This is a genomic window from Aquimarina pacifica, from assembly GCF_000520955.1.
Lineage (GTDB): Bacteria > Bacteroidota > Bacteroidia > Flavobacteriales > Flavobacteriaceae > Aquimarina > Aquimarina pacifica.
This window is the reverse complement of record NZ_JACC01000058.1, coordinates 1-21,841: the sequence shown is the minus strand read 5'-3', so window position 1 is coordinate 21,841 and position 21,841 is coordinate 1. Positions and strand designations below refer to the sequence as shown.

Here is a 21,841-nt window from a genome sequence, read left to right as displayed (position 1 = left end):
CATTACAAAATTGAAGTTAAAAAGTATTTCCGTTTTTCTTGTCCCCTATTCAGAAATAACTAGGCACAAAAGTAACGGTGTACAAGGGTATTATAATTGCGAAAGATGCGCCAACCACAGCGCATCTTTCTAACAACCTAACCAATAAATAAACAAACCAAGACCAGTCAAATGACCGGTCATAGGTACTTTTCAAAATTTCTTACAACAACCTTAGCTTTTAGATCGTGTAACAAATTATACAAACCAAAAAATGTACGATTGATATACAAGAAATGCTTACTTCCTCTATTACCATTCATTTTTCTTAGTTCCGTATCTTTTGAGTATTTTTCACTCAATGCAGTAATACTATCCCAAAATTCTTTGTCCGCAAAATCAAAAACCTTTGCATTCAATGGTTTTGTAAAAAGACTTAGCATCTCATGGAACAACTCCGAAAAGAATTTTTGTTCTTCGGGTGAATCATCTTTTCGGAGTATCTCCAATTGAAACATCTTTTGGGCAAAAAAAGATTGATCATCTAAGTTTTTTTTCTCTGCTAACTCAAAATAAGGAGTATAAAACTCTAAAGGAATATGTTTAATACATCCAAAATCTATGGCAATTAGATTCGTATCTTGATCTACCAAAAAATTGCCTGGATGTGGATCTGCATGAACGGACTTAAGAACATGCATTTGGTACATATAAAAATCCCATAAGGCTTGTCCTATTTTGTTTGAATTTTCTTGATCTACATTCTCTTTGGTGTATTCACTTAAGTGTAATCCATCCATCCAATCCATTGTAATGATGCGCTCACTTGAAAGTTTTTCGTAATATTTTGGAAAACGCAAATTGGGGATTCGAGCACAGGATTTGGTCATCTCCTTACTTTGTTTAACTTCTAAAATATAATCTGTTTCTTCTAGAAGTTTGCCTTCTAATTCGCTAAAATACTTTTCTGAATCTTTACCTTTTAAATTAAACATTCTGACGGCGATGGGTTTTACCATCGCCAAATCAGAACTGATACTGTTTGCAACTCCAGGGTATTGAATTTTCACAGCAAGATTTTTCCCATCCTTTACAGCCTTGTGCACCTGACCGATACTTGCGGCATTTACGGATTGAGTTGCAAACGAGTCAAATAATTCTTCTGGATATTTTCCCAAATATTTTTTAAATGTTTTTCTGACTAGTGGTGGTGACAGAGGCGGAACACTAAATTGAGATAATGAGAATTTCTCAACATAGGCACTAGGTAATATATTTTTCTCCATCGATAGCATTTGTGCTACTTTAAGTGCACTCCCTTTCAAATTTTTGAGACCATCGTAGATATCGGCGGCATTGTCTTCATTTAACTGATCCTTAGACAAATCTGAATTAACCGCTTTTTTACTGTAATATTTTATGTAATTGCCTCCAACTTTCACACCTGTTTTTAACAATTCTGCCGTACGACCCAATTTACTAGTTGGTATATTATCTATTGTTTTCATTTAATCCACTTCAATTTATCCATTCCTTTTTTTTTACCATATAACTAAGACATGGCTTTCTCTTTCCATAAAAACTTTCCAAAATCTAAAACACTTGATAACAAATTTGTGTTAAACAAATCAAATATCGCATTCACCGACTTTTCTATGGCTATGTCTGTCTTTTCAAAACCTACTGAATCATCATCAACCCAAAATTTTAAGAGAAATAACAGTTGTAAATAAGCACCTTCAGAAAATATTGAGACAGGGTTCTTTGTGACACTAAACAATTTCTCTTCATTATCCTTATCAATTAACTCGCTTGCAAATTCTTTGATCAGAGGTCTCAAAACTTTTAATTGATTGAGCTTCTCTAAAGGCATATGATGATACTTTAGCGAGAATAAAACATAACTACGATTGCTAGATAACAATTCGAAAAATGTATAAAACAAGGTCAACATTTTATCTCTGCTCGAGAACATTTCATATTCCTTAGACTTTTGCATCAATTCTAAAGTAGTAGTAAAAAAAGTGGTCCAGATAGCTTTATTAAGACTTTCTAGACTTCCAAAAAAATTATAAAATTCTTCCTCTTTTATGTTTGATGCCTTACAAAACATATATACTGATTTCGGATAAACTTCATGATCCAAAACATACGTCATATACTCAGACATAATATATTTACTATCAACCTTTTGTTTATTCTTTGGAGACGCCATTTTATCTATTTTCAATTTATGTAAAAGTACTTATTGTTTAACTTTTAACATAAAAAGTTAAACAAAAAATATGTTAAAGTTGTTTCATAAAAAATGAAAACAATATCATCATAAGCTCCTGTTAAGACAGGATATATTTCTTCTTATGCAATAGGTCGAAAAAAAAGAATATTACTGACAAAAATCAGGTAATAAAATAAAAGTTGATGTCAGTTTGGCAGATACTCGGTATTGGTATTTTTTTTGAGTGTAGAGCACTAAAACAAGGTAATTAAACTAAAAACAATATAAAAAATGGCAACAGGAAGTATTAATGTATCTGTAGAAAACATTTTTCCTTTGATTAAGAAGTTCTTATACTCTGATCATGAAATCTTTTTACGCGAGCTAATTTCAAATGCAACAGACGCTACCCTTAAGCTAAAACACTTAACAAGTATAGGTGAGGTTAATGTAGAATATGGGGACCCTCGCATAGAAATAAAAATAGATAAAGAAAAAAAACAACTTCACATTATTGACCAAGGAATTGGTATGACAGCCGAAGAGGTTGAGAAATATATCAATCAAGTAGCTTTTTCTGGTGCAGAAGAATTTCTAGAAAAATACAAAGACAGTGCTAAGGATTCTGGAATCATTGGTCATTTTGGTCTTGGGTTTTACTCGGCTTTTATGGTAGCAGAGAAAGTAGAAATCATTACAAAATCATATAAAGATGAACCAGCAGCTCATTGGATCTGTGATGGATCGCCAACATATAGCTTAGAGGCTCACGATAAAACTGAGCGTGGTACAGAAATCATTTTACATATCAGCGAAGAGGACACCGAATTCCTTGAAGATAGTAGAATCAATGAGTTACTGGTAAAGTATAACAAATTCATGCCAGTGGCTATCAAATTTGGTACAAAAACAGAAACATTACCCAAACCAGAAGATGCCAAAGAAGAAGACCCGGCTCCTACACAAGAAGTTGATAACATTATTAACAATCCGAATCCTGCATGGACAAAACAGCCTACTGATCTAAAAGACGAAGATTATAAAGGTTTCTACCGAGAATTATATCCAATGCAATTCGAAGAGCCTTTATTTAATATCCATCTTAATGTAGATTATCCTTTTAACCTTACAGGAATTTTATATTTCCCAAAATTAGGTCAGGATATGAGTATGCAAAAAGACAGAATACAGCTCTATCAAAACCAAGTATTTGTTACAGATAATGTAGAGGGAATTGTCCCAGAGTTTTTAACTATGCTTCGCGGAGTTATTGATTCTCCAGACATTCCTCTTAACGTATCGCGTTCATACCTGCAGGCAGATGGTAACGTTAAGAAAATATCTAGTTACATTACTCGTAAAGTTGCAGACAAATTAAGCTCTTTATTCAAGAATGACAGAGCTGACTTTGAGCAAAAATGGAATGACATCAAAGTGGTCATTGAGTATGGTATGTTATCAGAAGACAAATTCTTTGAAAAAGCAGAGAAATTCGCCGTATACCCAACAGTTGATGATACCTTCTTTACTTTTGAAGAATTACAAGAAAAAATTAAAGATACTCAGACTGACAAAGATGGTAAGTTAGTTATCTTATATGCTTCTAATAAAGACGATCAACATTCGTATATCACAGCCGCAAAAGATAAAGGATATGAAGTGTTACTGCTAGATTCTCCTATTGTATCTCACTTAATACAAAAGCTAGAGGCAAGTAAAGAGAATATTTCTTTTGCTCGTGTTGATGGTGATCATATTGATAATTTGATCAAAAAAGATGAAGAAACTATTTCTAAATTATCAGATGAAGAAAAAGAAGCTTTGAAAACTGATCTCGAAAAAGTAGTTCCAAAAGAAAAATACACTGTACAGTTAGAAGCAATGGATAGTAATGCATCTCCATTTATAATTACACAACCAGAATTTATGCGTCGAATGAAAGAAATGCAACAGACTGGTGGCGGTGGTGGTATGTTTGGTATGGGTGCTATGCCAGAGATGTACAATCTAATCGTTAATACGAATCATGAACTGATTGGACAAATTAAAGACACAAAGACAGATAAGAAAAAAGAACGCTTAATCAAACAATCCTTAGATTTGGCTAGACTTTCTCAAAACTTACTTAAAGGTGAAGAATTAACAGACTTTATCAAACGTAGTTATGAGATGATAAAGTAAATAGTTAATCAACATTTTTATTTGTTGAAACTTAATTTTCAAACCGCTTTGGCCAATTCGCATTAGTCAAAGCGGTTTTTAATTATTATTTATTCTTTTTATATGCTCCATTACATGTTTAACAATATTCTTAACCATATTAATATAATTATCATCTATATTCTTCTCATCGTAATATTTCACTAATTTGTCAGATCCAAAACCTATTATAAAATTCTTTTCTTTAAAATGTATACTTAACTGGATGGAGATAATACTTTTATCATCCTTATGAATATTATGTCTAAAATCGTAATTATACGTTATAAAATTTACGTTGACATATCTATCCTTTACCATTTTTTTATACGTATCCTTATTTTTTAAAAAATCACCACTAACGTTAATTGTGCCTGAATTATCATTAATTTTTTCGTATGTAGAATAAAATAGATCTGAAAATCTATCTAATTTTTCCTTTAAAAAAGAAAAAACTTCAAAAGAAATATTCAAAATAGAATCAGAACCTTTAATTTCAGTTATTTTGGTTTTTCTCCCTAACTCTTTCCTAAATAAAGTAATTTCTTTATCCAAATCATCAGGTTCAGAAATGTCTTCGCCGTTTAGTGCTTTAGAATAAATTAGAAGTGAATCTTTTACTGAGTTAGCAATATATTCAATTATAGGAATTAATTGTCCATTATCTGCTTGGGAAAGGCATCCGTAATATTCACTTTTTGTTTCTTGTTTGATTACAGAAACAGGGTATCCAAACTTAAGAAGTATAAAATTAGTAAGTATCCTGGTCATTCTTCCATTTCCGTCATCGAATGGATGAATTGCAACAAATCTGTGATGAAATATCGAGGCAAAAACAATAGGATGTACCTTATCATTATCTACTATGCTATTATACCATTCAACCAATTCTTTCATTTTAGCTGGGGTTTCTTCTGGGGTAGCATAATAATGTATTGCACCTGTAGCCGTCTGGACGTGATTAGGAGAAGTTTTATATTCCCCTTTCTTTATTAACTTCTTTGTTTTTTGACCATTAGAAGTAATAGCAGCATTATAATATTCTTGCCCCAAAACAAGACTATGTAAACCTCTAATATCGGTCTCAGTTAAGCCTCTATCATTCTTGACCATATCCATCATAAAATCAATCGCTTCATTATGACCTTTTATATCCAAAGCATCTTTGAGTGGCTTTCCTTTTGCCGTGACACCTTCCATTAACAAGGCAATAGTCTCACCAAAAGTAAAAGAATTTCCCTCTATTGCATTAGAATTATAGTTCCAATCCAATCTAAGTTTTTGAAAGATTTTATTACTCAATTCCCCGGGTAAAGGTTTGTACATATCTACTTCCTTTTTTAAGACATCTATCGCTTTCAAAAAAGAAAGTTCTTTGCTCAACTTTGTGACTATTTCCATTATATCTTTTTCTAATCTTGTAAATTTAGTTTTTTTTTCAAGATTAGAAAAAGATATAATTTTATCCCATTTTATATAAAATTACCATTATTAATATTCATCAGGAAAGGTTTTTAAAAGCACCCAGACTATTTAGATAATTTAAAAAATAATAAGAGTTAACAACTATCTTATAATTTTATTTTCTGTTACATTTTTCATAAATATTAGTACACTGATATCGGTTTCAGTAATTTTAATTTTCTAACTCAAACCCATACTTACCTAATGAAAAATATTGTGACTATTCTGTCGATACTATTACTTTCTAGTTGTAACAAAGTAAAACAAGAAAATGCATCAGTCAAAGATCAGGAAGATGACAAAATTACGATAACTCCTGTCGAACCAGATAATGGTATTGGTGATGGAGCAATGTCGATTGCAAATCTTCATATCCAAAACATTGAGAAAGCTCATAAAAAATCAGATTTCTTTGCCCATAAAGCAATCAGTTTTGATATCAATATTTCTTTTGGTGGCAAAGAACGTCTTGATGCAAAAATGACAATGCTAACAAATTCTACTAAAATAAGAATTGACAAAAAAGATGGAAGCTCTCTTATCTATAACGGCGAAAAAGTGTTTCTTTCTCCCCCAGAAGCCAATGATAAAGGAGCTCGTTTTGATATGTTTACATGGAGCTATTTTTTTGCATTACCCTATAAATTAAATGATCCCGGTACGTCTTTAGAACTACAAGAAATGCGTGTTTTGGATACCATACAACACCAAACGGCTAAACTTACTTTTGAGAAAAATGTAGGAGACTCTCCTGATGATTGGTACATACTATATACAGACCCAAAAGAAAATATCCTGAAGGCAGCTGCATATATTGTTACTTTCGGTAGTACCGGAAATACAGAAAAAGCCGAATCTGACCCTCATATTATCCAATATAATGACTTTGTAGATCTAGAAGGAATTCCATTTGCCACTACTTGGGATTTTTATGGATGGACCGCAGAAAAGGGAGTCACAGATACGCTTGGTAAAACGACCATTAGTAATATTACTTTTTTGCAAGATGAAGGCACAGTTTTTCATCCCCCTTCCTCATCAAAAGAAATTAATCTGTAGGGTTCTGGCTTGTGCAGAATCAAAATTATAATATACCAGTATTTAGATAAAACAACTGATGACATCTCATGTTTCGATGTTGTCAAATAGTACTGTTAAAATATATTAAACGCTCTCTTTTAGAGCGTTTTTTATTTTGTCTCTAAGATAAAACATATACGATATCAGCAGTAAATTGACATTTTTTTATAGAATTTCTGAAAATTCAATCTAGAAAAAACAGGTTTTTTTCGTATATTTAGAAATACTATCCTCTTTTAAAATTAATAGTCATGACACAACTTTTCAAAAAACTACAGCTTCCTGCCACATTGGATGAAATTTTAATCCTCAACGAACCTGAAGGGTTTTGTGAAGAATTAAATGCTCTTGAGGGTGTCAAAATAAAAGAATCCCTAATACAAGTGTCCGAAGTTGACTTTGCACTTATCTTTGTTACAGAAAGAAAACAAATAGAAAATCGTATTGAAACCACTTATCCAAAATTGGTAGGAGATGCTATTTTATGGTTTGCCTTTCCTAAAAAAAGTTCTAAAAAATATACTTCAGAAATTACACGTGATTATGGTTGGGGAGTACTTGGTGATTATAACCTAGAACCGGTTAGACAAATTTCTATTGATGATAATTGGACAGCATTGCGATTCAGAAAAGTTCGTTTTATAAAAAATATGACACGTAGTAAAGAATTTGCTATAAGCGAAGCTGGAAAAGAAAAAACGACCGGAGTTTGATCACTTGGCACCTAGGAATTCTTTCTTTTATTTTTGGAGCCGCAGGTCTCATACACCTAATTAAGCCTAAAGTATTTATGAGGGTAATGCCTTTGTATATCCCTTTTCATAAACTTATAGTATACATAAGTGGTATTATAGAAATCATAGCAAGTATTGGTGTTTTATTCGAGAAGACTAAGATGATTTCTATCTGGACTATCATTACACTACTCATTTTATTTTTCCCTGTGCATATTCATATGCTTGCTAACAAAAAAGCCAGTCTTAATTTCCCAAAATCAATATTACTTTTACGACTATTTCTTCAATTCGCATTACTGTATTGGGCAGGCTCTTATTTGTAATTTTATAGAAAAGTATGTAACCTTACTCTTCATTAATTTAGCATCATGGACCTTTTTAACACAAATAAGACACCAATTCACTTAGATATGCCAGATGCAACTGTAGCATACTATCCCAATTTCTTTGATGCAACAAAATCTAATCAATTATTCGAAACACTTCTCAAAACAATTAACTGGCAGCAGGACAAAATTACTGTTTACGGAAAAACTTTTCCTCAACCACGTCTTACAGCATTGTACGGAAACAATAATAAGCCATATACTTATTCTAATATTACTATGACACCAGAGTTATTTACAAAAGAATTAATTTGGATAAAAAAGGAAATAGAAAAAGTATGTGCAGTAAACTTCACTACATGTCTTCTTAATCTGTATAGAAATGGTCAGGATAGTAACGGTTGGCATGCAGATAATGAAAAGGAATTAGGTAAAGAACCTTATATCGCCTCTTTAAGTTTTGGAGAAAGGAGATGGTTTCATTTTAAACACAAAGAAAATGTGGATCAAAAGCTAAAAATCGCTCTAAACCCAGGAAGTTTATTGGTAATGAAAGGAAAAACACAAGAATATTGGCTCCATCAGATTCCTAAAACCCAAAAAAAAATTGGCCCTCGAATTAATATTACCTTTAGAATCATAACATAAGATTGAATTTAAACATGGACCAAAAAGATATCAATATTTAGAATACACACTTATTATTTTATATAGAAACCTTCTCATAAGCGTGTTATTTGTCTAAAAATTCTATTGATATTACTTAAAATAACTATGGTTTTCATGTAGAATTGATGTTAAATTCTTGTTATCAACATCATCTTAATTTTCTTAATTTTCCCCGTATTATTTTGTATACCAGTCGAATAAAACTAATACAACTCACTAATTATCAATACAATTAACACGGTTTACCCAAAAATACTTGTATAAAATTATTCATGTTTATTGATTTTATTTTTGTAACTTTAAAATGTTAAAAATATGCAAATGTTTATGAATCGGTATACCTTACATGAAACTTTTATAGTACATAAATATGTTGTTGATGAATGGGAAATCCAACCCAGCGACCATAATTATTTTGAAATAATTTTTGTTGAAAAGGGATTTGGATATCACACCATTAATAATGTAAGGTTTCCGTACAAAGAAAATGATATTTTTTTGTTGGCTCCAGAAGATACGCATCATTTTGAAATTGAAAAAAGATCGAGTTTTACTTACTTTAAGTTTACTGAGTTACTCTTTTCTAGTAAAATTAATCTTCCCGATAGAAAATTCTGGCTACAACGTATTGAGCAATTGTTACATCACCCCAATATCATTCCGGGAGATGTAATATGTCATGAAGCCGACCGTAGTATTATTTGGGATATTCATAATCTGGTATTAGAAGAATTCAAAAGTGAAAAAGTATACTATCAAGAAATAATTTCGAACGCTATAAGCACAGCACTTAGCATTATAGTTCGTAATATATCTGAAAAGTATAATTCTAATCAAAAAAATGTTCCTGTTAATAGTGCCAAAATCGATCTAATTCTTAGTCATATTAGACAACATGTTTATGATAACGATCTTACAAAAATAAGTTTCTTGTCTAATAAATTTAACATGTCTCAAAGTTCGATTAGCACCTATTTTAAGAGAAAAACAGGAGAATCTATACATCAATATGTCACCAAATATAAAATGAAATTGGTCGAGTACAGACTGCAGCATAGTGAATTTACTATTGCAGAAATTGCCTACCAGCTTGGATACACCGATGAAAGCCATCTTACCAAAACTTTTAAAAAACATTTTTCGATGTCACCAAAACAATATCGAAAAGAACTAGCTTTTAGCGAGTAATTTTATCCAAAAATTTCATTTAATATTTTTGCGAGACGAATCCCTCCCTTCTGTAATTGTGTTCTAACAGTAGGAAAGTTATGATACATATATTTATATCCTAATTTTTCTCCTACCCCAGCTGATTCATATACTTTCTTGGCCAAATTTTGGGATTCATGAATCCAATCAATAAGTGTCCCTTCCTGTAAGGCTTGCAATTCTTGAGTTGACAACGCATCTGCATTACTAGCAATTTCTGTATAACTCATTGCATAATAATCAATCATATCACTATCCCAAACTCTATGTAAATTTGTGCCATCATTAAACCAACGAACCTGAATATCATTTCCACCCTTGTCTTCTGATCGCCCAACATGCAGTGGTTGGTGAAGATCACCTACAAAATGAACCAACAACTTAAGATAAAAAGCAGCATCTTCATTAGACGCTTTTTCATCCTTAAGCACAGTTATACATTTTTCAATCGCCTGAACAAGATCCCCTTTCTCACTAGGAGCTTCTTCTCCATACTTTTTATCAAAAGAAAAATTTACATAATGCCAAGGACTATATGATCTATATCGGTCATCACTCTTGATATCGTCTGCAAAGGTTGACACTAGAGCCAGACTTTGTCCGTTAAGAATTTCAGCAATGCGATCTTTTGTTTGTTTTGACAAATATTCACTTGCAATCTCCCCTGTGACTCTATGACCTGTTTTCCCCCAATCATCTGCAGCAAATAAAAAAGACGTTGTACATAAAACCATAGTTAAAAAACAGATATATCTCGTTTTCATAATAACAATCGTATTAATTTTAAAAATTATTTCTTAAATATTCCATTAGAAACTACTAAAAAACCATATCTAATGACCTTTTAAGGATGTAATATTTTGAAGCAAAGATAAAAAAGGGTATGTTAGTAATTCGTTAAAACTTGAACCACTTCTATGACAAATATTTGTGTGGCTATGAAAAATAAACTCTGTCTTTTCTTTCTTCTATTGAGTATAATATGCGTAGCTCAAGAAAAAGAGTACAATACGACAACAGTCAAGGTTAATAAGTTTATCGAAGGTACATTGGTTACTCCTTATTCTGATGCCTCAAGTCCACTTGTAATTTTTATAATGGATTCTGGTGCTATTAACAGAGATGGTAATGATCGTATGTCAAAAAATGATACGTTTAAAAAGCTATCCTTTGAGTTGGCAAGATTAGGCATTGCTACTTTTTCATTTGATAAAAGACTTTTCAAAATAGATGGGTTAGGAATTAGAGAGAGTGAAATTTCTTTTGATCATTTTATACAAGATGCAAGATCGACTATTGATTACTTCAAGAAAAATGGAAACTACACCAAGATAGTTATTGCAGGTCACGGTCAGGGATCTTTGGTAGGAATGGTTGCTGCTCAAGAAACTGCTGATGGCTTTATTTCTATTGCCGGAAACGGAATGGTAATAGATAAAGTTATTGTTGATCAAATTGCAAAACAAGCTCCTGGTCTTGATAAAAGTGCTTCTGCTGCATTTAAACAATTAAAAGAAGTTGGTAGAGCTACGGGATATGACCCTGCACTAGCCTCTATTTTTGGGTATAACCTACAGCCCTTTATGAGATCTTGGATGAAATATGATCCCGCAGAAGAACTTTCTAAATTAGAAATCCCAATAATGATCATACATGGGGATAAAGACATACAGGTAGAATTGTCTCAAGCAGAAAAATTAAAGGAGGTAGCTCCCGATGCAGAATATGTTATTATTGAGAATATGAACCATATTCTAAAAGAAATAAAAGGAAATCGTTTAGAAAATCATAAGTCCTATAATGAATCTTGGCGTAAAATAATGCCACAGGTTATTACAAGTATTGTTAACTTTGTTCAGCAGCAATGATAGCAATAGCCAGTTAGTTATTAATATAATCTAAAAAATTAATGCCACATCGCATTGTATTCTCTGATATTGACGGAACCTTACTAAATCCCGAAAGAAACTTATCAGAAGCTACTATTTCAGAAATCAAAAGGATCAAAGACACTGTTCCCGTTATATTGATTTCTTCGAGAATGCCCGCTGCAATGATTCATCTGCAGGAAGAATTAGAAATACAAGATCAGCCGATAATATGCTATAACGGAGGTCTTATTTTGATCAATCAAAAACCTGTTCACTCTACGTATATTGAACCCAATATCATAGAAAGTCTGAGTACGTTTAACAAAGATCAAAAGGTACATATTAGTTTGTATTACGAAGATGAATGGTATGTTCCAGAAATGGACTTCTGGGCCAAACGAGAAGAAAACAACACCAAAGTAACCCCTACTATAAAACCAATTCAAGAAGTAATCAAAGAATGGAATACTCAAAATAAAGGTGCTCATAAAATTATGTGCATGGGCGAAGAAACAGATATCGATCAAATTGTTTCTTTTTTGGAAGATAATTATAATCAAGACTTACACCTATACCGCTCAAAACCTACATACCTCGAAATCGCACATAAAGCAATTTCTAAATTAACAGCTATCGAAATTTTGATTTCTACACATTTTGAAATCCCTATCTCTGATGCTGTTGCATTTGGTGATAATTATAATGATATTGCTATGCTCAAAGCTGTTGGGATGGGTGTTGCCGTTGCGAATGCCAAACCAGAAGTATTACAGATTGCCGATACAATTACAGCATCAGGAAAAGAAGATGGTGTGGCAGAATATATTAAAAAAAATATAGGATAACTGTGTATAGAACGATTACAAGTATAATAAAACTCTTAATTACAATAACTCTATTCAATCTAGTAAGCAGTTGTAAAGCACCCGTTGTTAGTACTATTTCACAAAAAAACATTACTACTCCTATTACTGCTTCTATAGATATTGTTAACGTTGTTGATGATAAGGTAAACGTAGAAATACTATTAAATCCCATTGACTTGGATACTTTGGTCTATTTTATGCCCAAAATTGTACCTGGTACTTATCAAAATAATGATTACGGACAATATATTGATGATTTTAAAGCTTTCGACCTTGATGGAAATCTTCTGAGTGTTGAGAGAAAAGGCAAAAACCAATGGAGAATAGGCAATCCGCGAAAATTACAAAAAATAACCTATTGGGTAAATGACACTTTTGATTCTGAAGAAGAACACACTATTTTTTCACCTACAGGCTCTAATATACTCAAGGACAAAAATTTCATTTTAAATCTATATGCTTTTATAGGATATTTTGATGGAATGCAGGAAAATGAATACCGACTATTTATAAAGCATCCTTCCATATTAGAAGCTTCTACAGCTAAAGAGAAAACCCATTTTGAACACCTTATTAACACCACAGAATACGAAATAGATCATTTTGTTTTTAATCGATATGCGGATGTCGTTGATCACCCAATAATGTATTCAAGACCAAATAAAGTTACTTTTTCTATTAATGGCATCGAAGTACTTTTGAGTATCTATTCTAATAACCCATTACACAAGTCATCAAAAATAATGAGTGATATGGAACGGATGATGAGAGCACAAAAGAATTTTCTAGGTAGCAGTGATGCCACAAAAAAATATAGCATTATACTTTACCTTTCTTCGTCAAAATCTGATGATGCTAAGGGCTTCGGAGCTTTAGAGCATAATACATCTACCGTGGTAGTTTTACCAGAATCATTATCTCGACAAAAACTGATAAAAACCCTGACTGATGTTGTTTCACATGAGTTTTTTCATATAGTCACCCCATTGACTCTTCATTCTAAAGAGATCCATTATTTTGATTATAATGCACCCAAAATGTCTGAACACCTTTGGCTATATGAGGGTACAACAGAATATTTTTCGATACTATTTCAGATTACCCAAGGTTTGATATCAAAAGAAGAATTCTTCGAGCGAATTATTGGTAAAATAAACGCTTCTCAACAATTTGATGATACCATGTCATTTACTACTATGAGTAAAAACATATTATTTGAACCTTATAAAAAGAACTATCGAAATGTATATGAAAAAGGAGCTTTGATCTCTATGTGTATAGACATTCTCATGCGAGAAAAAAGTCGTGGACAAAAAGGAATTCTAGACTTGATCAAAAGTTTATCTACTACGTTTGGAGTTCATGTGCCCTTTGAAGACAAACAACTTCTTCAGGCAATAGAAAAAGTATCTTATCCAGAGATCAGGTCTTTTTTACAAAAACATGTTGTAGAAGGCACACCAATTGATTACGCATTCTACTTAAAAAAAGTTGGAGTTAAATACGGAATAAAAAACATCCCCTCTTCCTATTTTATTTTCGAACAACAACCCTTTGTTAAGGGGATCGAAGCATCGCAAGAAGTCACTTTTTCTTCGGATATCCCTTTTAATAATTTCCTAAAAGACTTAGGGATCATTCAAGGAGATGTATTGATCAGTATTAATAAGAAAAAATACAACATCAAAAATATCTACCATCTTTTTGGTGATTCTAATAAATGGAGAATTGGTGATGAAGTTGTTTTTAATATCAAACGAAATGATCAAATTAAAAAGCTTCGGTCTACAGTAATCAAACCTACAGTAGAAAAAATAATTCTTAAACAAGACCCCAATGCATCTGCATTTCAAAAATCATTATTAGAAAGCTGGATCAATGAATAATTATAAGATACATAACTCAATCAACATATCTATTTCAGTCAACAACTTCTAATTAAACACCTTTTTTTAGTCAAATTAAGTGTATTTTGCACATTACACACACTCACTTTAATTAAAAAAACATTATGGAAACCATTCCTTTTTTTACTGATGATACAATTGTTTTTGGTTTATTACTTATTTGTCTTGGAGTTGTTTTTTACACCTCATCTTTAAAAACGAGCTTCTGGAAAAAATTCTACACCTATGTCCCAGCCATATTATTATGTTACTTATTACCTGCATTATTTAATTCTATGGGGATTATAGCCCCAGAATGGAAAGAATTGGATCAGGATGGCAACTTGATAGAAAAATCTTCTAGTGTATACTATATTGCCAGTAGATTTCTTCTACCAGCGTCACTCGTTTTAATGACCTTGAGTATAGATCTCAAAAGTATTTTTAATCTTGGCCCCAAAGCCTTAATTATCTTTTTAACGGGGACTATCGGTATTATCATAGGCGGTCCTATAGCTATTTTACTAATATCTAGCTTTTCTCCAGAAACAGTGGGCGGAGCAGGTCCAGATGCTATCTGGAGAGGTTTATCTACTCTTGCCGGAAGTTGGATTGGTGGTGGTGCTAATCAGGCAGCAATGCTAGAAATCTATCAATATAACCCAGATAAATATACAGGTATGGTACTTGTTGATGTTGTAGTCGCAAATATCTGGATGGCGCTACTTTTAATAGGAATTGGAAAAAGCGATAAAATAGATCGATGGTTACAATCTGATACTAGTGCCATAGAATCTCTAAAAGAAAAGGTTTCTAATTATGCGGCAAGCATCGTCAGAAACCCTTCATTAACAGATTATATGATTATGCTATCTATTGCCTTCGGAGCTGTTGGGATCGCACATTGGGGAGCTGGCGGAATTTCACGACTATTAGCTGATAATTTTGAGGTTTTTAACGATAAAAGCTCTGCACTATCCTCATTTACCTCTAAATTCTTTTGGATGGTTACCATTGCTACTTCTATTGGTATTTTATTGTCCTATACCAAGGTTAAGCAATATGAAGGTGCCGGCGCAAGTAAATTAGGAAGTATTTTTATTTACATACTTGTAGCTACAATTGGTATGAAAATGGATATCAAAGAAATTTTTAAAAACCCTGGTTTGATAGTTATTGGTCTTGTATGGATGAGTATACACGCACTATTACTTATTGGTGTTGCTAAATTAATAAAGGCTCCCTATTTCTTTCTTGCAGTGGGTAGCCAAGCTAATGTTGGTGGAGCTGCCTCTGCACCAGTAGTTGCAGCAGCTTTTCACCCATCTCTGGCAACCGTTGGGGTACTTCTGGCAGTCTTTGGTTATGTAGTAGGAACCTACGGAGCTATCTTATGCACTATATTAATGCAAATCGCATCCGGAAGTTAGTATTTCAATACAAATTATAGCATCTTTGTATATTACTATTAAAAACAAAAATAAGTACATGAAGTATTTTTCTATCCTGGCATTTATGGCCGTTATCCTCACAAACTGCAGCACTCCCAAAAAAGGAAATGTAACAATTACTGGGAATATCAAAGGATTAAAAAAAGGAACTATTTATCTACAAAAAATTAAAGATACGATGCTGGTCAATATTGACTCAGTAAAGATAGATGGTAATTCTGAATTTTTACTCACTTCTCAAATCGAAGAGCCAGAAATTCATTATCTATATCTTGATAAAAATGATGGTACTCAATACAATGATCGTATTGATTTCTTTGCTGAACCAGGAGAAATTAATATCACAACCTCTATTATTGACTTTCAGGATGACATCAAAATTATAGGCGGCAAGAATCAAACTCAGTACATGGAGTATAAAAAGGTGCTGAAGCGCTTTAATGAAAGAAATTTACGCCTTATTAAAGAAGATTATGAGGCAAACAAACAAAATGATGAAGAAAAACTTATGGAGAATGATAAAGCCTATAAAAAACTTGTAAGGCAAAAATATCTCTATACAATTAACTTCGCGATTTTCAACAAAAAATTAGAAGTCGCTCCATACATCACCCTTAATGAAGTATACGACGCTAATTTAAAACTTCTCGATACAGTTGCAGAATCTTTAAGTCCAAGAGTAAAAAAATCGATGTACGGTAAGCAATTAATCAAATATATCAAAGATCGAAAAGCTAAAGATGCTGAACTAATAACAAACAAAAAGGAGTAGGTATCCATCTTTATTATGTCTCATTCTAAAAATAATCAAAGATTAGGATTTAAATTGGCAAAGCAATTATTGTGAACAAAACGTTTCTAAAGCCAAGTAGAGATATCCTAAATAGATTATAGCTAATATTCTTGCATACCTGCTGGTAAGACCAGTTTATGATTGGATAATGCTTGCTTTCAAGAAAAGTTAGCAACTATAGCAAGAAAAAATCAAAAATTAGGGTAACGTTTTAATAAACTATGCTACATATATTAAATATTGTGGCTCACTAGTAGAACTATTAATTTTCAAAACACATCTTGCTTATATGAAAAAGAAAAATCGATTTTATAAGTTTATTATTTTCATTTTTATTGCATTAGCTAATTTAAATTTCGATGATCCTAATCCCATACTAAAAAAAGTAAATGGCACATATCGGGTTGAAGCTTATCCAAAGCCTGACGGTCTCAATTGGGAAGTTAAACTCAAGAAAAATGGTAAGGGATATCAAAAATCTTTTTTTGAAGGGTGTTCTCAATCAGAACTAAAATTCAAATGGACACTATCTCACAATGAGATAGTTTTTTATCAAAATTTAACTCGTAGAAAAGATGCATGTCCAGAAAAGTGGAGTGAATGGAATGATGAATATTTTAATGACATAGATCCTTTTACCATTGAAGTTCTAAATGAAAACGAATTCATTTTAACGAGTAAAATAGAGGGTTTTCAAGAGCTGTGGATTAAGACAAAATAAATATATAAACAATGTAATACATAAATCATGTTAGACGCTGATTATAGTTCACAGCATATCCATGTTTTACCTATTATATGAATTTTTAGCCATAAGCGAACAAGATGAAAACGGAAGAAAAAGACCGGGTCTCCAAACGATAATATAAAAAAAGTCCTAACTTGAAGTTAAGACTTTTTTAATGAGCCGATGGAGGGACTCGAACCCACGACCTGCTGATTACAAATCAGCTGCTCTAGCCAGCTGAGCTACATCGGCAAAAAACGATTGCAAATATAATCCGTACAATTGTTTTTGCAACTATTTTTTGAAAAAAAATTATAAAGCATTTACTTTTTCAACTAAAGCTTTAGCTGTTTTTTCTAAATCTTCGCGAAGTACCTTGAAATGCTTTGATGCATTCTCTATTTTACGATCATTCACTCTTTCCATAAATGCATCAAATGAAGTAATAGCCTCATCGATAATAGCCTCACCAGGTTTATTATCCTTTTCAGGATTTTGCAACTCCCATAGATATACTTCTTCTATAATATCTCCTAAAACATAATTAATATCCTTTTTAAGGTCTCTCTTGTTTGCCATATCAAATTTATTTTTTACAAAATTACTCTTTTCAATTAAGAAGTAGTCACTTCTTTTATTTTATCTACCACATTATTATTCTAACATATGTTACTCACCAATTATTTCTTTCATTTTTGCGATTGCCATACGAATATGACTTGATGCATTCATACTATTAAACTTTAATTGTACAATTCCATCTGCATCTATCACAAAAGTTTCTCTGCCCGGTAACAATCCTAATAACCCTGGTTTAACACCGAAAATTTTTCTTAACCCTCCTTTTGGATCGGATAAAAAAAGAAACGGAAGCGAGTACTTATTCTTAAATCTTGTATGAGACTTAGCCCCATCTAAGCTAATTCCTATAACCTCTGCTCCGAGATGCTGAAAATCTGCATAACTATCTCTAAAACCGCAGGCCTCTTTGGTACAACCAGGAGTAAAGTTTTTTGGATAAAAATAAACCACCACTGGCTTCTTCCCTATTACCTCTTGGCTATTAAATGTTTCTCCTGTATCACTTATAGCAGAAAAAACAGGTACTTTATCACCTACATCCAATCCCATTATTCTCCTGTATATATTACAAAATTACGAGGGGTCTCATAGAGGGTAATTTCGAGATCATATATTGCCGATATTTTTTTTCTTAATCTATTCCATATTACAATAGCTATATTCTCTACAGTCGGATTGGTATCCTTAAATTCTTCTACCTCTTCATTTAGATTTTTATGATCCATATACTCCTCAACTTCACTTTTTATATGGTCTTTTAGAATCTTGAGATCCATCAAATATCCAGTTTCTGGATCTACTTCGCCAATAACAGCTACAATGAGTTCATAATTATGTCCATGATACCTTGGGTTACTACATTTTCCGAATATCTCACGGTTTTTTTCGTCACTCCAATCTTTTTTGTATAATCGATGTGCAGCATTAAAATGTGCTTTTCTGCAAGCTTTGATTCTCATAACGTTATATGTGAATAAAATTTTTCAAAAATGATCTTAAACCATTCTGTATAGATTTCTGGATGTTCGAGAATGTCTTCTTTCACTGCTTCTATTGGCATCCATTTCCAATCTGCAACTTCATCAGGATTTATGACAGGATCTTCTTCGTACTCTCCTAGTAGTACGTGATCATATTCATGCTCAGTAAGACCATTATCGAACGGTGCTTTATAAATAAAGGATACAGAATCCCTTAATGGTGTAGTAAACCCCATTTCTTCTTGTAGTCTTCTGGTACCTGCTTCAATATTGCTTTCTCCATCACGTTGGTGACTACAACAGGTATTAGTCCATAAACCTGGTGAATGATACTTTTGATGTGCCCTTTGCTGTAACATAAGTTCTTTTTTAGTATTTAAAACAAATACCGAAAAAGCCCTATGTAAAACTGCTTTTTGATGAGCTTCGAGCTTAGGCATTAATCCTATTTGCTCATTATTTTCATCAACTAAAATAACTTTTTCTTCTTCCATAATTTTAATTATTCCAAAACTACAAAAACATACGAGTAATACCAATTTATCATGAAATTCTGTGCTTCAAAACACTCAAAAACTTACTCTTTTCATTTATAAAGTGTAATCAATGTTATATTACGAATTGACCAAAAAAAAGGAAAAACAGTCTGTGCTAATTATAGAATACAAATTAAATTCGAAGTATATACTATCAAAAAAGCACCCAATATAAAATTTTATACAAAGGGTGCTTTATTCTGGGGCAATTATTTTTAAATCTCTTTTCCTACTTTATAATAATGAATTCGCTTCGTCTATTTTGCTGATACTCATCTTTAGAACAATTTGATCCATCACCACAATCATTAATAGGTTGTTGTTCTCCAAAACCTTTTCCGGTTAGACGATCTGCAGAGATATTTTTAGCAATCATATATTGAACCGTAGCTTTTGCTCTTTTCTCGGATAAATATAAATTATACTTCTCACTACCATGACTATCGGTATGTGACCTTACTTCTATTTTCATTTGCGGATACTCGTTCATCACTTCAATTACCTTAGCAAGTTCTATAGAGGCATCAGAACGTATATAAGAGGCATCAAAATCAAAGTAAATACGTTTTAATGCTAACACCTTTGCAAGGTCATCACCTATGTCAGCAGATTTAATCTTTTTCTCAAGAGCCATAGGAGTATCCATTGTTTGTGTTTCTGATCCTGTATTAACCAAATTTTCCAACGTTGTGTATGCTTCTTTTTCTGCTCTTACAAAATATTGAGAATCACATTTTACCAATTGAGAATATGTAGCATCATCACCTACAACAAATGTTTGAATCAAATTATTACCACTATCCAGTATGGATACTTTTGTCCCTGGAAGTAGCTCATTGGTATCTTTATCAGTGATTAATCCAGCAATTGTAATCTCACAGAAACTTTTGAGTTCTTCTGTTTCTAAAAAACTATAAATATCATCGCTTCCTTTTCCCCCCTCACGATTAGAAGAAAAATACCCTCTTTTAGATACGTCATCAATAATAAAAGCGAAATCATCTTTTGGTCCATTAATAGGCTTTCCGACATTTACCACTAAACTTTCTTCTTTAGATTGAGGATCTAGATGGGTTACAAATACATCAAGTCCTCCTAAACCTGCATGACCATCAGAAGAAAAATACAATTCATTAGCTGTACTTATAAAAGGAAACGTTTCTTTTCCTCCGGTATTAATTCTATCTCCCAAATTAACAGGCTCTCCAAAACTACCATCAGTATTAATAGTTACTTTATACAAATCTGACATTCCTGCGCCACCAGGCATATCTGAAGAAAAATACAATGTATTCTCATCAGGACTTAATCCAGGATGAGCAACCGAAAATTCATCACTATTGAATGGTAGACTTTGTGGTGTAGTCCAACCTCCTTGCGCATTTTTATAAGAACGGTATATTTTGAGCTTATTCGTTCCCTTTTGATCTCTTCCTAACTTTTTCTTATCAAAATTATTTCTTGTAAAGTATACTGTTTGTCCATCTTTGGTATATACTGGAGTAGATTCATGAAACTTAGTATTCAATGTTTTCCCCAATTTCTTTACCTCAGTAAGTTCTCCATTTGCAGAATCATAATTGGCTTGAAATAAATCCAAAAAAGACTCATCATTCCATTGATGTACATTTTTATTAAATATCAATGTGTCCCTAGATGAAGCAAACACAATAGATTTACCTAAAAAAGCAGCACCAAAATCTGTTGCGTATGAACTAATAGAAGAATTTTTTATTTCGAATCTCCCAGATTGAAAATCTATGCGTTCTAAATAATCAGGTTCTTCTATCAATAATTTTGCACGTTGATCATCGGCATTAAGTTCCGTGAACTTTTGCATATATTTTGATGCCTCATCATACTGTTCAGAAGCTTTAAGAGTTTGCGCATATCTAAAATAATATTCGGGTTCTACTTCGCTTGTATATGAATCAATTAATTCCTTATACCAAGGTAAAGCTTCATCAAACTGACTATTAAAATAATAGCTATTTGCAAGACTTTTCAGGAGATCTGCATCTTTATACCCCTTTTTAATTACTTTAAGGTATGTGTTTTGTGCGTCGATATACTGATATCTATCATATTGACTTTGGGCTTTTTGTATTTTTTTTTCTTGACAAAAAACAATACTATTCCACAAAAAAAACAATATAAAAATCGGTAAAGACTTATGTAGATTTAGTTTCATGTTTAATTGGTTATTATTTAATTCTTAAAATCTAATTAGAAGAAACGCGGGGTTAACATTCGATTGTATTTTTTAAA

Annotated in this window: 21 protein-coding genes and 1 tRNA gene; 12 read left to right on the top strand and 10 right to left on the bottom strand. The window is 32.2% G+C overall.

What is annotated here, in order from left to right; translation table 11 throughout:
- Positions 1-179 precede the first annotated feature (179 nt).
- Both DZ60_RS0120670 and DZ60_RS0120665 read right to left on the bottom strand, forming a co-directional pair.
- Complete coding sequence (locus tag DZ60_RS0120670) at positions 180-1,487, bottom strand: ABC1 kinase family protein (protein WP_025743927.1); 1,308 nt, start codon at positions 1,485-1,487, stop codon at positions 180-182.
- Positions 1,488-1,531: 44 nt separating this feature from the next.
- Entirely contained in the window at positions 1,532-2,194 is a 663-nt protein-coding gene (locus tag DZ60_RS0120665; RefSeq protein ID WP_025743926.1) for a TetR family transcriptional regulator C-terminal domain-containing protein, read from the bottom strand.
- A gap of 294 nt (positions 2,195-2,488) precedes the next feature.
- Here DZ60_RS0120665 and htpG point away from each other — a divergent pair, with 294 nt between their 5' ends.
- A complete protein-coding gene (gene htpG, locus DZ60_RS0120660) occupies positions 2,489-4,378 on the top strand; it encodes a molecular chaperone HtpG (RefSeq protein WP_025743925.1) in 1,890 nt (629 codons plus the stop codon).
- A 78-nt stretch (positions 4,379-4,456) separates the two neighbouring features.
- On the opposite strand, the gene DZ60_RS0120655 is transcribed toward htpG, so the two are convergent.
- Positions 4,457-5,797 (bottom strand): Fic family protein, encoded by a 1,341-nt coding sequence (locus tag DZ60_RS0120655; protein WP_025743924.1) that lies wholly within the window; start codon positions 5,795-5,797, stop codon positions 4,457-4,459.
- 267 nt (positions 5,798-6,064) lie between these two features.
- Between DZ60_RS0120655 and DZ60_RS0120650 the strand changes: the two genes are divergently transcribed.
- The 5 genes from DZ60_RS0120650 to DZ60_RS0120630 all read left to right on the top strand — a co-directional run bounded on the left by DZ60_RS0120650 (position 6,065) and on the right by DZ60_RS0120630 (position 9,860).
- On the top strand, positions 6,065-6,919 hold the full coding sequence (locus DZ60_RS0120650; protein ID WP_025743923.1) for a DUF6503 family protein: 855 nt from the start codon (positions 6,065-6,067) through the stop codon (positions 6,917-6,919).
- Positions 6,920-7,191: 272 nt separating this feature from the next.
- Positions 7,192-7,653, top strand: a complete 462-nt coding sequence (locus DZ60_RS0120645; protein WP_025743922.1) for a hypothetical protein — start codon at positions 7,192-7,194, stop codon at positions 7,651-7,653.
- Positions 7,650-8,000, top strand: coding sequence for a DoxX family protein (locus DZ60_RS0120640; RefSeq protein WP_051477700.1), 351 nt, complete (start codon positions 7,650-7,652; stop codon positions 7,998-8,000). The genes DZ60_RS0120645 and DZ60_RS0120640 overlap by 4 nt, the downstream gene beginning before the upstream one ends.
- A 45-nt stretch (positions 8,001-8,045) precedes the next feature.
- Positions 8,046-8,651 carry an alpha-ketoglutarate-dependent dioxygenase AlkB family protein gene (locus tag DZ60_RS0120635; protein ID WP_025743920.1) on the top strand — a complete coding sequence of 202 codons (606 nt, stop codon included), beginning with the start codon at positions 8,046-8,048 and terminating at the stop codon, positions 8,649-8,651.
- A gap of 348 nt (positions 8,652-8,999) precedes the next feature.
- Complete coding sequence (locus tag DZ60_RS0120630) at positions 9,000-9,860, top strand: helix-turn-helix domain-containing protein (protein WP_161634450.1); 861 nt, start codon at positions 9,000-9,002, stop codon at positions 9,858-9,860.
- A gap of 2 nt (positions 9,861-9,862) precedes the next feature.
- On the opposite strand, the gene DZ60_RS0120625 is transcribed toward DZ60_RS0120630, so the two are convergent.
- Complete coding sequence (locus tag DZ60_RS0120625; protein WP_025743918.1) at positions 9,863-10,645, bottom strand: S1/P1 nuclease; 783 nt, start codon at positions 10,643-10,645, stop codon at positions 9,863-9,865.
- Positions 10,646-10,819: 174 nt separating this feature from the next.
- Here DZ60_RS0120625 and DZ60_RS0120620 point away from each other — a divergent pair, with 174 nt between their 5' ends.
- From DZ60_RS0120620 to DZ60_RS0120595, 6 genes are all read left to right on the top strand, one after another.
- Positions 10,820-11,749 (top strand): alpha/beta hydrolase, encoded by a 930-nt coding sequence (locus DZ60_RS0120620; protein WP_025743917.1) that lies wholly within the window; start codon positions 10,820-10,822, stop codon positions 11,747-11,749.
- Between the two features lie 41 nt (positions 11,750-11,790).
- Positions 11,791-12,597: an HAD family hydrolase gene (locus DZ60_RS0120615; protein WP_025743916.1), complete on the top strand. Its 807-nt coding sequence runs from the start codon at positions 11,791-11,793 to the stop codon at positions 12,595-12,597.
- A gap of 2 nt (positions 12,598-12,599) precedes the next feature.
- Positions 12,600-14,504 (top strand): M61 family metallopeptidase, encoded by a 1,905-nt coding sequence (locus tag DZ60_RS0120610; protein ID WP_152537491.1) that lies wholly within the window; start codon positions 12,600-12,602, stop codon positions 14,502-14,504.
- Between the two features lie 125 nt (positions 14,505-14,629).
- A complete protein-coding gene (locus DZ60_RS0120605; protein WP_025743914.1) occupies positions 14,630-15,934 on the top strand; it encodes a DUF819 family protein in 1,305 nt (434 codons plus the stop codon).
- A gap of 58 nt (positions 15,935-15,992) precedes the next feature.
- Positions 15,993-16,727 (top strand): DUF4369 domain-containing protein, encoded by a 735-nt coding sequence (locus tag DZ60_RS0120600; protein WP_025743913.1) that lies wholly within the window; start codon positions 15,993-15,995, stop codon positions 16,725-16,727.
- Between the two features lie 310 nt (positions 16,728-17,037).
- The gene (locus tag DZ60_RS0120595) at positions 17,038-17,469 is read left to right on the top strand and encodes a hypothetical protein (RefSeq protein WP_025743912.1); all 432 of its coding nucleotides are present in this window, start codon (positions 17,038-17,040) and stop codon (positions 17,467-17,469) included.
- Positions 17,470-17,653: 184 nt separating this feature from the next.
- On the opposite strand, the gene DZ60_RS0120590 is transcribed toward DZ60_RS0120595, so the two are convergent.
- The 6 genes from DZ60_RS0120590 to DZ60_RS0120565 all read right to left on the bottom strand — a co-directional run bounded on the left by DZ60_RS0120590 (position 17,654) and on the right by DZ60_RS0120565 (position 21,764).
- Positions 17,654-17,727 (bottom strand) — tRNA-Thr (locus DZ60_RS0120590).
- 60 nt (positions 17,728-17,787) lie between these two features.
- The gene (locus tag DZ60_RS0120585) at positions 17,788-18,054 is read right to left on the bottom strand and encodes a hypothetical protein (RefSeq protein ID WP_025743911.1); all 267 of its coding nucleotides are present in this window, start codon (positions 18,052-18,054) and stop codon (positions 17,788-17,790) included.
- 90 nt (positions 18,055-18,144) lie between these two features.
- Positions 18,145-18,606 carry a peroxiredoxin gene (locus tag DZ60_RS0120580; protein WP_025743910.1) on the bottom strand — a complete coding sequence of 154 codons (462 nt, stop codon included), beginning with the start codon at positions 18,604-18,606 and terminating at the stop codon, positions 18,145-18,147.
- Positions 18,606-19,016 carry a 6-pyruvoyl trahydropterin synthase family protein gene (locus tag DZ60_RS0120575; protein ID WP_025743909.1) on the bottom strand — a complete coding sequence of 137 codons (411 nt, stop codon included), beginning with the start codon at positions 19,014-19,016 and terminating at the stop codon, positions 18,606-18,608. Before DZ60_RS0120575 ends, DZ60_RS0120580 begins: the two co-directional genes overlap by 1 nt.
- A complete protein-coding gene (gene idi, locus DZ60_RS0120570) occupies positions 19,013-19,531 on the bottom strand; it encodes an isopentenyl-diphosphate Delta-isomerase (protein WP_025743908.1) in 519 nt (172 codons plus the stop codon). The genes DZ60_RS0120575 and idi overlap by 4 nt, the downstream gene beginning before the upstream one ends.
- 271 nt (positions 19,532-19,802) lie before the next feature.
- Positions 19,803-21,764, bottom strand: a complete 1,962-nt coding sequence (locus DZ60_RS0120565; RefSeq protein WP_025743907.1) for an OmpA family protein — start codon at positions 21,762-21,764, stop codon at positions 19,803-19,805.
- Positions 21,765-21,841 lie beyond the last annotated feature (77 nt).

Bases quoted from the DNA above. Each gene is read 5' to 3' on its own strand.
- DZ60_RS0120670 (WP_025743927.1), bottom strand. From the start codon at position 1,487: ATGAAAACAATAGATAATATACCAACTAGTAAATTGGGTCGTACGGCA.
- DZ60_RS0120665 (WP_025743926.1), bottom strand. From the start codon at position 2,194: ATGGCGTCTCCAAAGAATAAACAAAAGGTTGATAGTAAATATATTATG.
- htpG (WP_025743925.1), top strand. From the start codon at position 2,489: ATGGCAACAGGAAGTATTAATGTATCTGTAGAAAACATTTTTCCTTTG.
- DZ60_RS0120655 (WP_025743924.1), bottom strand. From the start codon at position 5,797: ATGGAAATAGTCACAAAGTTGAGCAAAGAACTTTCTTTTTTGAAAGCG.
- DZ60_RS0120650 (WP_025743923.1), top strand. From the start codon at position 6,065: ATGAAAAATATTGTGACTATTCTGTCGATACTATTACTTTCTAGTTGT.
- DZ60_RS0120645 (WP_025743922.1), top strand. From the start codon at position 7,192: ATGACACAACTTTTCAAAAAACTACAGCTTCCTGCCACATTGGATGAA.
- DZ60_RS0120635 (WP_025743920.1), top strand. From the start codon at position 8,046: ATGGACCTTTTTAACACAAATAAGACACCAATTCACTTAGATATGCCA.
- DZ60_RS0120630 (WP_161634450.1), top strand. From the start codon at position 9,000: ATGAATCGGTATACCTTACATGAAACTTTTATAGTACATAAATATGTT.
- DZ60_RS0120625 (WP_025743918.1), bottom strand. From the start codon at position 10,645: ATGAAAACGAGATATATCTGTTTTTTAACTATGGTTTTATGTACAACG.
- DZ60_RS0120620 (WP_025743917.1), top strand. From the start codon at position 10,820: ATGAAAAATAAACTCTGTCTTTTCTTTCTTCTATTGAGTATAATATGC.
- DZ60_RS0120615 (WP_025743916.1), top strand. From the start codon at position 11,791: ATGCCACATCGCATTGTATTCTCTGATATTGACGGAACCTTACTAAAT.
- DZ60_RS0120605 (WP_025743914.1), top strand. From the start codon at position 14,630: ATGGAAACCATTCCTTTTTTTACTGATGATACAATTGTTTTTGGTTTA.
- DZ60_RS0120600 (WP_025743913.1), top strand. From the start codon at position 15,993: ATGAAGTATTTTTCTATCCTGGCATTTATGGCCGTTATCCTCACAAAC.
- DZ60_RS0120595 (WP_025743912.1), top strand. From the start codon at position 17,038: ATGAAAAAGAAAAATCGATTTTATAAGTTTATTATTTTCATTTTTATT.
- DZ60_RS0120585 (WP_025743911.1), bottom strand. From the start codon at position 18,054: ATGGCAAACAAGAGAGACCTTAAAAAGGATATTAATTATGTTTTAGGA.
- DZ60_RS0120580 (WP_025743910.1), bottom strand. From the start codon at position 18,606: ATGGGATTGGATGTAGGTGATAAAGTACCTGTTTTTTCTGCTATAAGT.
- DZ60_RS0120575 (WP_025743909.1), bottom strand. From the start codon at position 19,016: ATGAGAATCAAAGCTTGCAGAAAAGCACATTTTAATGCTGCACATCGA.
- idi (WP_025743908.1), bottom strand. From the start codon at position 19,531: ATGGAAGAAGAAAAAGTTATTTTAGTTGATGAAAATAATGAGCAAATA.
- DZ60_RS0120565 (WP_025743907.1), bottom strand. From the start codon at position 21,764: ATGAAACTAAATCTACATAAGTCTTTACCGATTTTTATATTGTTTTTT.